At 61.6% G+C, this 16740-nt stretch carries 17 protein-coding genes; 6 read left to right on the top strand and 11 right to left on the bottom strand.

What is annotated here, in order from left to right; all coding sequences use genetic code 11:
- Window positions 1-74 precede the first annotated feature (74 nt).
- On the top strand, window positions 75-1262 hold the full coding sequence (gene nhaA / locus HX801_RS30285) for a Na+/H+ antiporter NhaA (RefSeq protein ID WP_003211688.1): 1188 nt from the start codon (window positions 75-77) through the stop codon (window positions 1260-1262).
- A gap of 81 nt (window positions 1263-1343) precedes the next feature.
- Here the strand turns inward: nhaA and HX801_RS30280 are convergent, their stop codons facing one another.
- The 6 genes from HX801_RS30280 to dinG form a co-directional block, all read right to left on the bottom strand.
- Window positions 1344-1808 (bottom strand): glycine zipper 2TM domain-containing protein, encoded by a 465-nt coding sequence (locus HX801_RS30280; RefSeq protein ID WP_003189251.1) that lies wholly within the window; start codon window positions 1806-1808, stop codon window positions 1344-1346.
- Window positions 1809-2089: 281 nt separating this feature from the next.
- On the bottom strand, window positions 2090-2737 hold the full coding sequence (pdxH, locus tag HX801_RS30275; protein WP_003211693.1) for a pyridoxamine 5'-phosphate oxidase: 648 nt from the start codon (window positions 2735-2737) through the stop codon (window positions 2090-2092).
- Window positions 2738-2764: 27 nt separating this feature from the next.
- Entirely contained in the window at window positions 2765-3928 is a 1164-nt protein-coding gene (locus HX801_RS30270; protein ID WP_023659118.1) for an OmpA family protein, read from the bottom strand.
- Window positions 3929-4070: 142 nt separating this feature from the next.
- On the bottom strand, window positions 4071-5216 hold the full coding sequence (locus HX801_RS30265) for a serine hydrolase domain-containing protein (protein WP_177023316.1): 1146 nt from the start codon (window positions 5214-5216) through the stop codon (window positions 4071-4073).
- A 92-nt stretch (window positions 5217-5308) separates the two neighbouring features.
- Entirely contained in the window at window positions 5309-7636 is a 2328-nt protein-coding gene (locus HX801_RS30260; protein ID WP_177023315.1) for a beta-galactosidase, read from the bottom strand.
- Window positions 7637-7731: 95 nt separating this feature from the next.
- Entirely contained in the window at window positions 7732-9876 is a 2145-nt protein-coding gene (gene dinG / locus HX801_RS30255) for an ATP-dependent DNA helicase DinG (protein WP_008432096.1), read from the bottom strand.
- Between the two features lie 99 nt (window positions 9877-9975).
- Between dinG and HX801_RS30250 the strand changes: the two genes are divergently transcribed.
- On the top strand, window positions 9976-10440 hold the full coding sequence (locus HX801_RS30250) for a CopD family protein (protein WP_003213709.1): 465 nt from the start codon (window positions 9976-9978) through the stop codon (window positions 10438-10440).
- A 102-nt stretch (window positions 10441-10542) separates the two neighbouring features.
- Here the strand turns inward: HX801_RS30250 and HX801_RS30245 are convergent, their stop codons facing one another.
- From HX801_RS30245 to HX801_RS30235, 3 genes are all read right to left on the bottom strand, one after another.
- A complete protein-coding gene (locus HX801_RS30245; RefSeq protein WP_003213707.1) occupies window positions 10543-11301 on the bottom strand; it encodes a hypothetical protein in 759 nt (252 codons plus the stop codon).
- Window positions 11294-11587, bottom strand: coding sequence for a DUF1145 domain-containing protein (locus HX801_RS30240; protein WP_087694264.1), 294 nt, complete (start codon window positions 11585-11587; stop codon window positions 11294-11296). Before HX801_RS30240 ends, HX801_RS30245 begins: the two co-directional genes overlap by 8 nt.
- A 128-nt stretch (window positions 11588-11715) precedes the next feature.
- Entirely contained in the window at window positions 11716-12411 is a 696-nt protein-coding gene (locus HX801_RS30235) for an OmpA family protein (RefSeq protein ID WP_008432103.1), read from the bottom strand.
- 180 nt (window positions 12412-12591) lie between these two features.
- Here HX801_RS30235 and HX801_RS30230 point away from each other — a divergent pair, with 180 nt between their 5' ends.
- From HX801_RS30230 to HX801_RS30215, 4 genes are all read left to right on the top strand, one after another.
- Complete coding sequence (locus HX801_RS30230) at window positions 12592-13089, top strand: DUF6231 family protein (protein WP_008432105.1); 498 nt, start codon at window positions 12592-12594, stop codon at window positions 13087-13089.
- A gap of 4 nt (window positions 13090-13093) precedes the next feature.
- Window positions 13094-13564, top strand: coding sequence for a YchJ family protein (locus HX801_RS30225; protein WP_177009888.1), 471 nt, complete (start codon window positions 13094-13096; stop codon window positions 13562-13564).
- A gap of 61 nt (window positions 13565-13625) precedes the next feature.
- Window positions 13626-14126, top strand: coding sequence for an LEA type 2 family protein (locus tag HX801_RS30220; RefSeq protein WP_177023314.1), 501 nt, complete (start codon window positions 13626-13628; stop codon window positions 14124-14126).
- Entirely contained in the window at window positions 14123-14323 is a 201-nt protein-coding gene (locus HX801_RS30215) for an SEC-C metal-binding domain-containing protein (RefSeq protein ID WP_003213695.1), read from the top strand. Before HX801_RS30220 ends, HX801_RS30215 begins: the two co-directional genes overlap by 4 nt.
- Window positions 14324-14463: 140 nt before the next feature.
- Here the strand turns inward: HX801_RS30215 and HX801_RS30210 are convergent, their stop codons facing one another.
- Together HX801_RS30210 and HX801_RS30205 are read right to left on the bottom strand one after the other, a co-directional pair.
- Complete coding sequence (locus HX801_RS30210) at window positions 14464-15855, bottom strand: ATP-binding protein (protein ID WP_087694265.1); 1392 nt, start codon at window positions 15853-15855, stop codon at window positions 14464-14466.
- Complete coding sequence (locus HX801_RS30205; RefSeq protein WP_003213692.1) at window positions 15852-16562, bottom strand: response regulator; 711 nt, start codon at window positions 16560-16562, stop codon at window positions 15852-15854. Before HX801_RS30205 ends, HX801_RS30210 begins: the two co-directional genes overlap by 4 nt.
- Window positions 16563-16740: the final 178 nt, after the last annotated feature.

The raw sequence follows: 16740 nt of genomic DNA, 5'->3' as shown, positions 1-16740 counted from the left end.
TATAACTTTTGTTTTAACAACTAACGGTACGGGTTAGGGTACCCACCTATTGAACTTTGATTGGAGAGCATCCCTTGCCTCTGCGTAGCACTTTCACCCGTTTCTTCCAGCTGGAAGCCGCCAGCGGTCTGCTCCTGATCGCTGCTGCCGCTTTGGCGCTGATCATCAACAACTCACCGCTGTCGCACCTCTACGCGAGTTTTCTCGACGTGCCGGTGGTCGCACAAATCGGCGCCCTGAAAATCGCCAAGCCGGCGCTGCTGTGGATCAACGACGGCCTGATGGCCCTGTTCTTCCTGCTGATCGGCCTTGAGGTCAAACGCGAGTTGCTCGACGGCCAACTGTCCAAGCCTTCGCAAGTAGTACTGCCGGGAGCGGCAGCCATCGGCGGCATGGTCGTGCCGGCGCTGATCTATTGGGCGCTGAACAAGGACAACCCGGCCGCCCTGGGTGGCTGGGCAATCCCCATGGCCACCGACATTGCCTTCGCCCTGGGCGTATTGGCCCTGCTGGGCAAGCGCGTGCCGGTTTCGCTGAAGTTGTTCCTGATGACCCTGGCCATCATCGACGACCTTGGCGCAATCATCGTGATCGCCATCTTCTACTCCACCGACCTGTCCGGGGCGTCATTGGCCGGCGCAGCGGCATGCCTGATCGCCTTGATAGCCATGAACCGGCTGGGTGTGGTCAAGCTGGGGCCCTACATGATTGTCGGGCTGATCCTGTGGGTCTGCGTGCTCAAGAGCGGCGTACACGCCACCCTGGCGGGCGTGACATTGGCGTTCTGCATCCCGCTGCGCACCAAAAACGCCGAACCATCGCCGCTGCTGACCCTGGAACACGCCCTGCATCCCTGGGTGGCCTACGCGATCCTGCCGCTGTTTGCCTTTGCCAATGCCGGCGTCTCGCTGGTGGGCGTCAACCTGGAAAGCTTCACCCACCACGTGCCAATGGGCATCGCCGCCGGCCTGCTGCTGGGTAAGACCGTTGGCGTACTGGGTTTCACCTGGGTCATGGTAAAAACCGGCCTTGCCGCACTGCCCGCCGGCGCCAACTGGGGCCAGGTGCTGGGCGTGGCGGTCCTGTGCGGCATCGGCTTCACCATGAGCCTGTTTGTCGGCTCCCTGGCGTTTGTGCCGGGCAGCAGTGAATACGCGGGTATGGACCGGATGGGCATCCTGACCGGGTCGATACTGGCGGCGCTGATCGGGTATGCAGTGACGGCGATGGCCAGTCGCAAGCAGGCGCTCGTACAAGCCTGACCGTTAAGAACAATCGCTCCCCCAACAAAAAACCCCAACCGGCCACCCGGTTGGGGTTTTTCTTTTCCTGCAACCTTACCCTTAGCGAGTAACGCGGCTGGTTCCGTCCACCGTCATGATGCGGACGCGGTCGCCGATGCGGAAGATTTCGTTCTCTTGAACCGCCTGGACGTAGGCGCGCATGCTGCCATCATCTTCGCGGACGGTGATTTCAACACCCTGGGTGCGGGTCAGGCCTTCCTCGGTGGCCGAGCCCAGCAGGCCGCCGGCGACTGCGCCGATAACGGCGGTCACGATGCTGCCACGGCCGCCGCCGATGGCGCTGCCGCCAACGCCGCCGATGACTGCGCCCGCAGCGCCGCCGATTGGGGTCTTGGTGCCTTCGATTTTCACCGGACGCAGGGATTCGATGGTGCCCATGCGAACAGTCTGTACACGACGAGCTTCGTCACGGGAGTACGAGTCGCCGGTCAGACTCGAGGCGCAGCCACCCAGCAGCAGCGACAGGGTGGTAAAGCAGGCAACTAGTAAAACGGACTTACGCATAGCATCAACTCCAAAGGACAGGTATCCATTAAACCGCTGTGGCTTGCCGCCTGTCACGGCATGCCGGGCAGAAAATTGTTTTCATTCAGCCTTAGTACAGAGAACCTGTACCGAAAAACTCGACGAACGGTAGCAATCCCACCTCCCTCAGGATCTCGATGGACGCTGTCATCATTGTAGCTAACGGCCGCATAACGCAGCGCAGCGCTACCCATCCAAGGCCTCTGACTAGAGACTTCGGCGTGCAGCGCTACATTCAGGCGAGGTGACGAAAGGTGGGCTCAGGGCGCCAGGCGCTCACGGGTCCAGTCGGCCCCCTGCAAGCGGAAGTTCAAGCGGTCGTGCAAACGACTCGCGCGGCCTTGCCAGAACTCGATGCGCTCCGGCAGCAGGCGGTAACCACCCCAGTGTTCGGGGCAATCAGGCTGGGTATCGCTGAAGCGTTGTTCGGTGGCCTTGAGCAGCGCCTGCAACTCTTCGCGGTCCCTGATTACCCGGCTTTGCGGTGAAGCCCAGGCACCCAGGCGGCTACCCAGGGGACGGACCTGGAAGTAAGCATCCGACTCCTCGGGCGAGACCTTGACCACCCGACCTTCGATGCGCACCTGGCGCTCCAGGGTCGGCCAGAAGAAGGTCATGGCGGCAAACGGTCGCGCCGCGAGTTGTTCGCCCTTGGCGCTCTGATAATTGGTGAAGAAGGTAAAGCCCTGTGTATCCAGGCCTTTGAGCAGCAGGATCCGGCAGTGCGGGCGACCGTCCTGGTCCACCGTAGCCAGGGTCATGGCATTGGCCTCCACCGGTGGCTGTTCGGTTTTCACCGCGTCGGCGAACCACTGGTGGAACAAGGCAAACGGTTCATCCGGGGCCTGGGCCTCGCTCAAACCGTCCCGTGTGTAGTCACGGCGCATATCGGCCAGTGCCTGGGTCATGCGGCTTTATCCTTCTTGCTCAAATAATCAGTTCTTCGCCTGGTCGTTGGTAGCAGCTGGAGCGGCGGCCTTGGCAGGTGCTGGCTTTTTAGCAGCAGGCTTGGCCGGGGCCTTTTTGGCAGCCGGCTTGGCGGCAGCTTTCTTGGCGACGGTTTTTTTCGCCGGAGCGGCAGCTTTTTTGACCGGAGCAGCGGCTGGAGCAGGAACGTCCTGCACAGCGACCATTTCAGCCTTCGGCGGGTTGGCCGAGTTGTACTTGCTCAACAGGGCCAGCATGGTGGTGCGCTGGGTGAACATGATTTCCATGCGACGGTTCAGGGCGCGGCCCTGGTTGCTGTCGTTGGCGGCACGCGGCATCAGGTCACCCATGCCACGCAGCATCAGGCGGTCCTGCTTCAGGCCGCTGAGGCTGAAGATCGAAGCGATGGACTGTGCACGTTCCTTGGTCAGGGCCTGGCTCACCGGCTCGGCACCCGAGGTATCTACATGGCCCAGGACCAGTACGGCGGTCTTCGGATCGCCTTCAACGGCCTTGGCAACACGGGTGAACGGACCCAGGGTCACGGGCAGCAACATCGCCGGGCGTTTCGGGTTGTAGGAGCCATCAACCGGGGCAATCACCACCAATACGTTGTCACGGCGTTCCAGTTGCAGGTTGCTGTCCTTGATCGCGAGACGCAGGCGTGGCTCGTAGTCGTCCAGCCAGGCCTGGGTGATTTTTGGATCAGGCATCGGGATGTTGGCGACGTCGACCTTGGCCAATGGCTTTGGCTTGCTTTCGAACGGCCACCACCATTTGGTATCGGTATCCGTCTTGGCAACGGCAGGTGCAGCGGCCGGTGCATCAGCCGGTGCGCCGGAGGCAGGCGTTGCCGCCTTGAGGTCGGCCTTCAGGTCTGCCTTGGCGTCGTCGGCTTTCGACGAAAACGGCCACCAGCTCGAGCCGGTATCCGCCTTCGCAACCGGTGCAGGTGCAGCAGCAGCAGCGGGTGCTACCGGCGCTGGCGCCTTGGCGGCGACCGCCGGCTTGGCATCCGGTTTGGTGTCGGCCTGGCTCACTGCGTCCTTGGTAGCAGCCTTATCGGAGCCAAATGACCACCAATGCCCGCCCTCGGCATCATTTTGTGGGGTTTGTGCACAGCCAGTAATAGTGAGGCATAGCGCCAGTGCCAAGGACTTGTTCGATAACATGAGATATCCACAAAATGAGAAAAAACCAGGGGCCTGAATGACCCGTTAAACAGACGCTTTTGGAACATTAAAGTTACAACATTTTGCCTAGCGTCTTTTTGTATGTGCCTTTGTAACAAAAAAACGCAAGACAGCAAGCTATTTACAGACAACCGGCCAATATTCTTACCAACTTTTGCGCCCGCGGGTCCATAAGTACATAAGGGCCCAATGTATTGGTCACGAAACCAAAGGCTACATCATGTTCCGGATCGGCAAACCCCACCGAACCACCGGCCCCGGGATGCCCAAAGGCCCGTGGGCCAAGGCCGAACGTGGCGTTTGGCACGTGCGGTTGATCCAACATGCAACCCAGCCCGAACCGGGTTTGTGTCAATAAGGTTTTATCCGGGCCGATACTGTGTTCGCGGGTCAACTCTTCGAGCATATCGGCTTCCAGCAAACTACCGTCGAGCAGCCCACTATAAAAACCCGCCAGACTTCGCGCATTACCGTGACCATTTGCCGCTGGCTGCTGCATACGCCGCCATTCGGGTTTATTAGTGCTGGTCAGAATAGACGGTGGATTGGTAAATGCACGGGTAGTCATCGCCGTCGGCTCGCGCATCGTTACTTGAAGTAAACGTTGTGCCGCCTCATCGCCAACATTGCCCTTGCCTCGGGCTATATGGGCAACTCGATAAAACTCTTCATCTGCCAACCCCACATGAAAATCCAGGCCCAGTGGCCGTGCAACCCGGGCCACGATGGACTCGCCCGGCCCACGACCGTCGGCGCGGCGCAGCAACTCGCCCACCAGCCAACCATAGGTAATCGCCGCATAACCGTGCCCTTCCCCGAGCTTCCACCATGGCGCTTCGGCGGCGAGGGCGTCGACCATCATCTGCCAGTCGTACAGGGCTTCGGCGGGCAGCGTTTCACGCAGGGCCGGCAACCCGGCCTGGTGACAGAGCAGATGGCGCAGGGTGATGGCTTCCTTGCCCGCGGCAACAAACTCCGGCCAGTACTTGGCGACCGGCGCATCCAGCTGCAACTTGCCTTCGGCCACCAGTTGCAGCGCCGTGACGGCCGTAAAGGTCTTGGTGCAGGAGAACAGATTGGCAATGGTGTCGCTGTGCCAGGCCTCGGCACCGTCCTTGTCGGCGGTACCGGCCCACAAGTCGACGACGGTTTCGCCGCCAATCTGGATGCACAGCGCGGCACCACGTTCCTGAGGGTCGTCGAACAGCGCGGCGAAGGCTTCACGCACCGCTTCGAATTGAAGCTCGTAATGACCCTGAATCTGCACCTAAGCCCCCTTGGAAAAGTACTACAGAAAGTGGCCGACATTGTTCCAGCCATTGAGCGATTTGTGAACCCGCTCTCGTCGATCAGCCCCCATCAATGACCTTTGCCGGAATGCCCGCCGGAATGCTCTGCACCCGGCGCTGCTGCATTGCCTTCACGCCCGGGCTTGCCGCCCTCACCGGCGTGGACCGCTGCGTCAGCCTTGGCCTTTTCGGCCTCCTTGCCCAGCTGATCGACGGCAGCCAGGTTACTTTTGCGCACACTGTCGACAAACCCCTGGAACGGCACATCGGTGATGCCGACCAGGCCGAAGTGGCCGTTTTCGCCGTCAAGCAAACGGCCGGTAACCGGCTGGTCCAGGTACTGGAACCAATGCACGCCGACGATCGACGGCTCGGCCATGGCCTGCTTCAGGAAGTTGGCGTAGGCAACCCCACGATCCTCTTCCCGGGCCAACTGCGTCACGCCGCCCCAGAACGGGCCGCGGTCCGCCGAGCCGAAGTTGAATTCGGTGATCAGCACCGGCTTGTCCAACGTCCGGAGGGCCGCGAAGTCGTAGCCGTCCTGAGGCTTGAGGGTGTACATGTTGAAGCTCAGCACATCGCAATATTGCGCGCAGGACGCCACCGCTTCCGGCGTGCTGACCGCGTATCGGCCACCCAGCAACAGCTGGTTGGGCGCATGCCATTTCAATGCATCGGAGATGGTCTTGAAGTAGGCGTCGGCAAAGGTCTTCTGGAAGTACTTGAAGTCCGCTTCGATTTCCGGGTGCTCCGGGCTTGGCATTGGCGGCACAAAGCCCGGGTCTTCCATCAGTTCCCAGGCGGGCAGCTCGATGCCCCAGGCCCTGGAAAGCCCCTCCTGGTTGCGGTACTTGTCGCGCAATTGCTTGAGAAACGCGCGCTTGGCCGGCACGTCGGTGGTCATGCGCAGGGTGCCGTAGGCCAGGGCGTAGCGGGATTTCGCATCATCACCGGGACCGGCCCAGGCCAGTTCGTTGTCGGCAAAGAAGCCGATCAGCCACGGGTCGTCGCGATGGTCACGGGCGGCAATTGCCACCGCACGCTCGGTGGCCATGGCGAAGCGCGGGTCGAACGGGTCGGGCATGCCGCCCCACCAATCGGTGCCGGTGCTGATGCTCGCGTAATCACCGACGATCGACAGTGGCAAGGTGTAAGGCACGCGGTCGGCGGTCGCCAGCTGCGGCGCACTCCAGTTGCCGACAGTATTGAAACCCCAGGCCCGCAGGCGGTCGAGGGTGTGGCTGACCCAGCGTTTCTGGTCGAAACCTTCCGGAGCACAAGGTGCCGGCGGCACGCACGGCTGGCCATAGGTACGCTGCAGGTTGGCGCCATAGAAGTCGTACCAGCGGCCGACATTAAAGCTGCGCCCCTGATCGGCACCATTGCCGCTGCGGCTGTCACCGCTGCCGTAGTATTTGTCGAAAGGCTCGCCGGCCTTGGGCAGCGCGGCAAACATCCATTCGCGGCCCGCCACGTAGGTCTGACTGTTGTCCGGGGCGACGGTATTGACGCCCAGGGAGTAGAACGGATGGCCTTCCGGTGTCACCAGGTACCAGCGCCCGTCGCGCTTCTCGGTGCGGAAGAAGCCGCTGGCGTCAAAGGCCGGGCCCTTGTTCCAGCCGCCGAATTTGTCCAGGGAGGCCTTGTCGCGCTCGGCCAGCCAGCCCTTGAGCTGTTGCTGTTCCTTGACCGCTGCGGCCCTCAACTGCTCGTCGCTGCTGACTTTCTCCGGCCACCGGGCGCGGGTGGACTGCCCATAGGCGTCCACCAGATCGCTGTAGGTAGCCTTGAGTACCGGCGCGATGTCCTGCACGCCAAAGCGTTCGAGCAAGATGCTTTGGGCAACGTTCGGCTTGATCATCGACAGGGTCACCGACACGATCTGGCTGCGGTCGATCTCCCCTTCGCTGCTGGCCAGCAGCACGCGCTGGCCATCGACGGTGATCGGCATCGGCGGGCCGGCCTTCATCCCCTGGCTCAGGGGCGAGTTGGCTTGCAGCGGAATCAACAGCGTTTGCGCGGGACCGGCTGGCAGGTCGATACGGCTGAACAGCGTTCGGCCGTCATTGCTCTGCACCTTGACGTGCAGGGTCAGCGCCCAGTCCATCGCACTTTGAATTCGCAGGCTCATGGCACCGGATTGCGACCAGTCCCAGGCGCCGGTCTGCGGGCTGAGCACCAGGCTCGGTTCGGCCGCCGGGTTGAAGGTGATACGGCGCAGCACTTCGCCTTCAGCGGTTTGTTCGGCGTTGTATTGCGGCAGGCTGGCGTCCTGGGTCGCCACCTTGACCACATCGGCGGGCCGTACAAAGTTGAACAAGGTTTGTTGCCCGGCAGGCGCAGCCAGCAATGGCGCGGCAAACAACAGGGCAAAAACAGCGGGCAGCGTGCGAATCATGTGAACAAGGTTCTCCCAAACGGCCGGTGACTGGCCTGATGACGTGAAGCGATGGTGAGATAGACCACAAAGTGGGCGAATTCGCCCACTGGGCCTTAAGAAATTTCCCGCCGAAACGGCGGTAAAGCATTCAGGATAGCTTTCCCATAGCGCTGGGTAACCAGACGCCGGTCAAGCAAGGTGATGGTGCCGCGATCTTCTTCGGTACGCAGCAGGCGGCCGCAGGCCTGGACCAGTTTCAAGGAAGCGTCCGGCACCGAGATCTCCATGAACGGATTGCCGCCCCGGGCTTCGATCCATTCGGCCAACGCGGCTTCCACCGGATCATCCGGCACCGAGAACGGGATCTTGGCGATCACCACGTGTTCGCAGTAGGCACCGGGCAAATCCACACCCTCGGCGAAACTCGCGAGGCCGAACAGCACGCTGGAATCGCCGCCATCCACCCGCGCCTTGTGCTTGTTCAGGGTTTCCTGTTTCGACAGGTTGCCCTGGATAAACACCTGCTTGCGCCAGTCACGGTCGAGGCCGTCGAACACGTCCTGCATCTGTTTGCGGGACGAGAACAACACCAGCGTGCCCCGTGAGCCCTCCACCAATGATGGCAGGTCACGAATGATCGCCGCCGTATGTGCCGGCGCATCCCGTGGGTCGGCCTTGAGGTCCGGTACCCGCAGCACACCGGCGTCGGCGTGATGGAACGGGCTGGGCACCACGGCGGTGACGGCCTTCTTCGGCAGCCCGGCGCGCATGCGGAAGCGGTCGAAGGTGCCCAGGGCCGTCAGCGTAGCCGAGGTGACCAAGGCACCGTAGGCCACGTTCCACAGATTGCGTCGGAGCATTTCCGCCGCCAGGATCGGGCTGGCGTTGACCTCGATATCGAACAGCGCACCGCTTTCCGACAGGGTCAGCCAACGGGCCATGGGCGGGTTGTCTTCCGGGTCTTCGACGGTAAAGGCGGTCCACAACTCCCAGTTGCCCTGGGAACGGGACAGCAGGCTGCCAAACAGCGGGTACCATTCTTCAGCCTGGTTGCTGGCGATGCCGATATTGACCTCGCCATCCATGCCTTCCTTGAGCAAATCGGTGAGACGGGTGAACAAGTCGGTCAGGCGCGAAAAGCCCTTTTTCAGCTCGACGCCCATTTCGCGCATGTGCTCGGGGATCAGCCCGCCAACGAAACGATGGCGCGGCCGTTCGCGGCCTTCCACATCTTCGCCGGGCTTGAAGTCCGCCACCTGCTCGCAGGCGCTGAACATGAATTGCTGCTGGGTCTTGATCTCCCGCGCCAGCTCCGGCACCTGCTCGATCAACTTGCCCAGGTCGCCCGGCAGCGGGTGCTGGGCGAGCAACTTGGTGAGGTTCTTGGCCGTGGTTTCCAGCCAGTCGGCGGTGGAGCGCAGCCGCGTGTAGTGAGCAAAGTGGCCGATGGCCTTGTCGGGCAGGTGATGGCCTTCGTCGAACACGTAGAGTGTGTCGCGCGGGTCGGGCAACACGGCGCCGCCCCCCAGGGCCAGGTCGGCGAGGACCATGTCATGGTTGGTGACAATAACGTCTACCTTGCCCATGCCTTCCCGGGCCTTGTAGAAGGCGCACTGGCCGAAGTTGGGGCAATGCCGGTTGGTGCACTGGCTGTGATCGGTGGTCAGGCGCGCCCAGTCGGCGTCTTCCAGGGCATTGGGCCAGCTGTCGCGGTCGCCGTCCCATTTATTGCCCGCCAGTTTCTCGATCATGCTGGTAAACAGCTTCTGACTGACCTCATCGACTTCGATCTTGAAGCCTTCTTCTTCGAACAGCGAGGCAGTGGCGGTTTGCGCGTGACCTTCCTGCAACAGCACGTCGAGCTTGGACAGGCACATATAGCGCCCACGGCCCTTGGCCAGGGCGAAGGTGAAATTCAGGCCGCTGTTGCGCATCAGGTCGGGCAGGTCCTTGTAGACAATCTGCTCTTGCAGGGCGACGGTGGCGGTGGCAATCACCAGGCGCTTGCCGGCGGCCTTGGCGGTGGGGATCGCCGCCAGGCTGTAGGCCACGGTTTTACCGGTACCGGTGCCGGCCTCGACGGCCACCACGGCGGGGTCGCCACTGCGCCGACCTTCGTCGTCGGTGTCGATATCCCCGAGGACCTTGGCGACTTCGGCGATCATCAGGCGCTGGCCGTACCGCGGTTTCAAGCTCTTGGCTTCGAGAAAACGCGAGTAGGCGCCCTGGATCGTGGTTTTGAGTTCAGTGCTGATCATGGATAGTCGGGCGCAAAAAACGCTGGATAAATTTTCAGTGGTTCGGATCGGCCGCTATCATACCCCGCTAATTAATCCCGCGCAGAACGGAGTACCCCAATGACCGTCTTTAGCTTCGCTTACACCCTGCATGTACTGGCCGCCCTGATCTGGGTCGGCGGTATGTTTTTCGCCTGGATGATCCTGCGCCCCGCCGCCATGGCCGCGCTGGACGGGCCGGCCCGGCTGAAACTCTGGGTAAATGTGTTTCAACGTTTTTTCGTATGGGTCTGGGTGGCGGTGCTGGTGTTGCCGATCAGCGGTGTCGGCCTGCTGCAACTGCGCTTCAGCGGGTTTGAGACCGCGCCGCGTTATGTACAGGTCATGATGGGGCTATATGTGGTGATGACGGCGCTGTTTATCCGGATTCAGGCGCTGAAGTTGCCGGAGCTGCGCGTGGCGGTGGCGGCTGAGGATTGGCCGGCCGGGGCTGCGGCCTTGGGGCAGATTCGTAAATTGGTGGGGATCAACTTGATAGTGGGGTTGGTGCTGGTGGCGATTGCTTCGGCACGGCCGATGTTCTGAAGCGCCTAGTAGACCGCTTTCGCGAGCAAGCCCGCTCCCACATTTGGAATGCGTTTCAAATGTGGGAGCGGGCTTGCTCGCGAAAGCGTCAGGCCAGTCGCCTCAGAGCCTCTGAATGGTCACAGCACCCGCAGGCCCCGCTGGCCCCGGCTGCCCTTCCAACCCGGCCCGGCCCTTTTCGCCGCCATCCGCGCGGTACACCAGGCACCCCTTGGACTGCCCGCCTTTACCCGGCTTGCCCGCCGTGCCCGCCAAACCGCCGGCTCCGCCGTCCACCCAGACCTTGATCTTCTCGCCCGGGAAGTCCTGCGGCAATTCCACACGGACCTGCGCGCCCGCCGCGCCCGGCAGCCCGTCGCCGCCGTTGTCGCCATTGGCACCGCGCCCGGCCGAACCCCAGGTGCAGCCAGGGTCTTCGCCGTTGGCACCATCCAGCCCGGCATAACCCTGGGCACCCGCGCCACCGCGGGCATCCACCGACAGCTCATCGGCCGTCAGCGAGTTAATCCGCAACACCAGGTCACGCCCCGCCTTGGCCGGGCGCTCATGGGTACCGGGAGCGCCGCGTGAGGTGATCTGGCTGCCCTGCTCCAGCTGCGCCTGACGCACCTGCAGTTGCAACGTGGTGCTACCGGGCACGATGGCGATTCGCGCGTCGCGGCCCAGGTGCAGTTCATCCACGGTCACCTGGGTGATATTGGCGGGAATCAGCAAGGTGCCGTAATCCGCCACGTCCAGTCGCTCCAGTTGCAACACACCACTGCTGTTGGGCAGGCGCATCAACGAGTTGGTCTCGACGCTGACGCTCTGGGCCAGGGCAATGGGGCTGACCAGCAGGGCCAACAGAAAAACCTTACGCATGATTGGCCTCCTTGTTTACATCATTAGCCGGTGTCGGCGTCGAAAAGCTCTGCACATGGAACATACCCACCAGCAGGATCTGCAAGCGGTCACGCCAGGGATGGGCACGGGTTTTCACACTGCCGTTGAACAACAGCAGTTCCAGAACATGGGTCAGCAACAACAGGCTGCCGGCCAGGTTGACCAACAGGTGGAACGGGTTGATCAGCGGTGTGATCAGGTTGACCACCACCACGACCCAGAACAGCAACGTCAAGAATTTACCCAGCCCCCAAAACACCTTCATCCCGCACGCTCCCCTTGCACATTATTCTTTGGGCGCACAGTAACGACTTCTACAGGCGTTGTGCCAGTGAAGGATTAAAAAATTGATGAAGGGGCCCCTGGGGATTCCACAGGGGCCTTGAGGCGGGGTCAGCGGTTGATCTGAATTTCCACGCGGCGGTTCAGCGCGCGGCCATCAGCGGTTTTGTTATCGGCTACGGGGTGGCTTTCGCCGGCGCCGGTCACGGAGACAAAACTGCTGCGCGGGATGCCGGAACTGACCAGGTAGTCGGTCACCGAATGAGCGCGTCGTTCAGAGAGTTTCTGGTTGTAGGCATCTTTACCGACACTGTCGGTATGCCCGCTGACGCGCAGCTGCGCACTCGGGGCCTCTTTTTTCAGGCGGGTGGCAATCACGTCGAGCTTGGTTTTGTCGGCAGCCGTGAGCTTCGCGGAGTCGAACTCGAAGTGCACGTCACGAATCACGATGGTTTCTTCCTTGACCACTACCACTTCCTCTTGAACCACCGCTACCGGCACCGGAGGGCAGCCATTGGCGTCGACCTGCACGCCTTTTGGCGTGCCAGGGCACTTGTCGCGACTGTCCGGTACGCCATCGCCGTCCTCGTCACCGTCGCCATGCACCCAGCAATAGGCGCCAGCCATGCCGCCAATCAGCAGTGCGCCGTAGCCTGCATAGGACGAGCTTTGGGTCGCACCAATGGCAGCACCGGTCACACCGCCGACGGCGGCACAGGTGGGCCAGTCGGTTTTTTGCAAGCCTGCGCAACCTGTCAATACTCCGGTTAGCAGAACCAAGGGTAGAGCTGTCCGCATGATGCTCATCTGACTTTCTCCTGAGGGGATCGGCGGGGGCCGACGAGTGGAGTAAAGACGGCTCTTTTCATCTGCGCCAGCGTGTCACACCCCAGTATTCATTGGGCCGAGCGGTTTATTCTCGCCGCCCGCTCTAGGCCCGCACGCTCAGGCAGGCTAGTCTCTACGGTCCTGATGTGAGGATCTTCGATGACTGCCGGTATTTCTTCCCGTACACCCCAGCAAGCGCTCGCTGCGCTGCTTGATCTTCACGCGCCCAAACGCCTGTTGTTATTGGGCGCCAGCCAGTTCCCGGCGCTGGATGCCTTTAAGGAAGCACACCCGGATACCGTGGTGTCCTTCGCCGAGCCCGGTCCCTTGCCCACCGACCTCGCGGCCCAGCGTTTTGACCTGGCACTGGCGGTCGGTTGCCTGGAACACCTGTCAAAACCTGCGGGCCTGACCCTGCTGGGGGGCATCCGCAACCTCAATGCCAGTCGCATTGCGGTGCTGGTGGACCTGGAGGCCTGCCACTGGAAAGACACCGATTTCTTCTCCCTGGCCCTGCAAGCCAGCGAGCGTTTCCAGCGCGACGATCAGGTTTTGACGCTGTTTACCTATGATCTGCTTGACTATAAACAGGTGCCGGATTGGCTGAATGCCCGCTTCTGGGCCAACCCGCAAAATTTCGGAAAGTATTGGTGGTAACCCGATGAGTACATCCATTTGCCCCTGCGGCAGTGGCAACCTGCTGGATGCCTGCTGCGGTCATTATCACGCCGGCCACCCGGCCCCCTGCGCCGAAGCCTTGATGCGTTCGCGCTACAGCGCCTATGTGCTGGGCCTGGTGGACTACCTGGTGGCAACCACCCTGCCTGCGCAGCAAGCCGGGCTGGACACCACCGCCATCGGCGCCTGGAGCGCCCAAAGCACCTGGCTGGGCCTTTCAGTGGAAAGCTCCGAGGTGTTCGGCGGCCAGCCGGAACACGCCTTCGTGACCTTTACCGCTCGCTGGCATGACAGCACCGGCGAACACAGCCACCGCGAGCGCTCATCTTTCGTACAGAACAATGAACACTGGTACTTTATCGACCCGACAGTGGACGTGAAGGCCGGGCGTAATGACGCCTGCGTGTGTGGCAGCGGGCAGAAATTCAAGAAGTGCTGTTCCGGCTACCTCTGACATTCATTGATACCCGACAGGCTCTCGCTTGCTATGCTGACTCTTCACACGGAGTAACGGCATGGTTTCTCAGGCGCGGGTATTCAGGACTTACAGCCTTCTGCTGGCATTGATGCTGGGGCTCTCCGGCTGCGCGTCGTGGTTCGCCGACGATACGCCCGCCCCCGAGGTGCGTCTGGTCAAGGTCGACCCCGTGCGGGTCAAGTTGCTGGAGCAGAAGTTCAAGCTGTATTTCCGCGTGGATAACCGCGACGACAACGACCTGACCGTACGCGGCCTGGTTTACAAGGTCAGCCTCGGCACGATGGTGCTGACCGAAGGCGAGTCCAACGAATGGCTGACCGTGCCACCCCACAGCCACGCTTTTTTCCGGGTATCGGTGCGCACCAACCTGTGGCCGCAGATCCGCGATGTGGTCGACATGCTGAAAAATCCACGCAATCCCGTGCCCTATCGTCTTGAAGGCGAGTTGAAAACCGGTTTATTTATCGGGAACGACGTGCAGGTGTTGCGCAATGGCGAGATAATCCCCGGCGATTTTATTCCGGAGCGACATCGATGACTCAGCAACCCCATGTCCATGGTCCTGACTGCAACCACGATCACGATCATCATGATCACGACCACGGCCATGTCCACGGCCCGAACTGCGGCCACGCTCACCAGGAGCCGGTGCGCAATACGTTGAAGGACGTGGGTCGTAACGATCCTTGCCCGTGCGGCAGCGAGAAGAAATTCAAGAAGTGCCACGGGGCTTGAGTTAAGAAACCCGATTCTCGAAACACTGCACATCCAAATGTGGGAGCGGGCTTGCTCGCGAAAGCGCAGTGTCAGTCAACCTCTCTGTTACTGATACACCGCTTTCGCGAGCAAGCCCGCTCCCACATTTAGCCTGCATTTCAAGGCCAGGATTTGCGCTGAAACTCCAACACCACCTCCAACCCCCCACCCTCCCGATTGCTCAAGCTCAACCGCCCGTCATGGGCACTGGCGATCGTATGCGCGATACTCAACCCCAGCCCGTAACCACCGGTTTCCACATTGCGTGAGCCTTCCACCCGGTAAAACGGCTCCATCACCTGTTCCAGTTGCTCCTGGGGAATCCCCGGCCCACGGTCGCTGATGACGATCTTCAAGCTGTCCGCCTTGTCTTCTACCCGCACCACCACCTCGGAGCCATAACGCACCGCGTTCTCCAGCAGGTTCTGCACACAACGCTTGAGACTGCGGGCATACCCCGGCAATGGCTGTTTGGCCCGCCCTTCTATCGTCACCGTCTCGCCCACGTCCTGCAGGTCCGCCTGCAAGCTTTGCAGCAAGGCGTTGATGTCGATGTTCTGGCGCTTCTCGTTGATTTCGCCGCTGCTGACGAAGTCCAGGGTGCTGGAAACCATGTGCTCCATTTCTTCCAGGTCGCTGCGAAAACGTTCTTTGGTGCGGTTGTCGTCGAGCATTTCCGTACGTAACCGCAGGCGCGTAATGGGCGAGCGCAGGTCGTGGGAAATCGCCGCCAGGAAGCGCGTGCGCTCGGCGATATTGGCGATCAGCCGCTGCTGCATGGCGTTGAACGCCTGGGCGGCGCGGCGCACTTCGGTGGGCCCATCGAGGGCCAGCGGTGGCCGCTGGATATCCCGGCCCAAGGCTTCGGCAGCCTTGGCCAGGGCGTTGAGCGGGCGAATGGCCAGGCGCACCGCCACCAGGGCAATGATCACCAGCACCAATACCCGCAGCAGATAAATGCGCATCACGTAATCGAACAGCAAGTCCATCGGGGAAGTACTGGTCCAGCCTTGTTCCTCGGTGGCCTGCACCTGCAGCCAGCGCCCGTCCGGCAAACGCAGGTCAATCAGGAATTGCCCCACCACAGGCCTGGAGCTGAGCAGAGTCGACAGCCCGGCATGCTGGCCCTCGGCATCCAGCAACTTGAGGCTCAACAGATGCAGGTTCTGGGTGTAGCCGGTTTTCTCCGAGAGCACTTTATTCAGCAAGCGCTCGGTGGCCTGGTCGCTGTCGCTGATGCTGCTTGTCACATCACTGGCCTGGTCACTCAGGGTCAGGCGAAAGCGCGGCGTATCGAGCAGCTTGATCAGCACATCCGCCTGCGCCGGATCGCTGTGTACCAGCCGCACCACGTCCGCCAGCCGCGTGGCGATCAGCCGGCTGGGGATTTCCAGCACCTGGCCGTGGCGCATGTCGTACCAGATGCTGCTGGTCAGGGCCTGGGCCGCGAGCATGCCGCTGACCAGGATCAGCACCAGCCGGCCGAACAGCGAACGCGGCAGCAGTTTCACGATTGCAGCGCCACGTCGTCGGCGGTGAGCATGTAACCCTCGTTGCGCACGGTCTTGATCAACCCGGCCGGCAACTGCGAGCGCAGTCGGCTGACGCACACATCAATCGAGCGGTCGAACGGCGTGCTGTCTTTGTCGAACACGTGGTTGAGCAAAAAGTCGCGGCTCAGCGGCCGGTTGGGATGCTGCAACAACAGGCGCAACACCCGGTAATCGGAGTTGCCGAGGCTGACCACCACGCCTTCCGGCGAAAGCAATTGGCGGGCCCGGGTGTCCAGCTGCCAGCCGGCAAAGCTGATGCTCGGTGCTTCATCGAGCCGCGCCCGGTCCGGAAAACTCTGCACCCGCCGCAGCACCACCTTGATCCGCACCAGCAACTCCCGCGGGTCGAACGGCTTGGGCAGGTAATCGTCGGCGCCGATTTCCAGGCCGACGATCCGGTCGATCAGCGTGCCCTTGGCGGTGAGCATGATCACCGGCGTGTTGGAGCTGACGCGCAATTCGCGGCACAAACTCAGGCCGTCTTCGCCGGGCAACATCAGGTCGAGGACGATCAGGTCGATGACATTCAGCGCCAGGCGGCGGCGCATTTCCTTGCCGTCGCCGGCGGTGGACACCTGGAAGCCGGCGTCACTCAGGTAGTCGCACAGCAATTGGCGGATTTGCGGGTCGTCATCAACGATCAGCAGGTGGTCTTGCTTGGCCATGGGGCAATTCGTCCGAAACTCAAAAGGCAGGAGATAGCCGAAACTTCAGCCAGGAGTACGCGCAAATGTAATGGAATGTTGTGGGAAGCGGTAATCACGCATCCACATTACAAAGCCACGGCATGGCGGCCGGTATCGGTCTTTAGACTACCGAATCTAAATGAGATTAATTGTAATT

This window comes from Pseudomonas sp. G1002 (assembly GCF_013385455.1).
GTDB lineage: Bacteria > Pseudomonadota > Gammaproteobacteria > Pseudomonadales > Pseudomonadaceae > Aquipseudomonas.
Note: the sequence above shows the minus strand (reverse complement) of the source record. Positions and strands in the feature narration are given on the sequence as shown.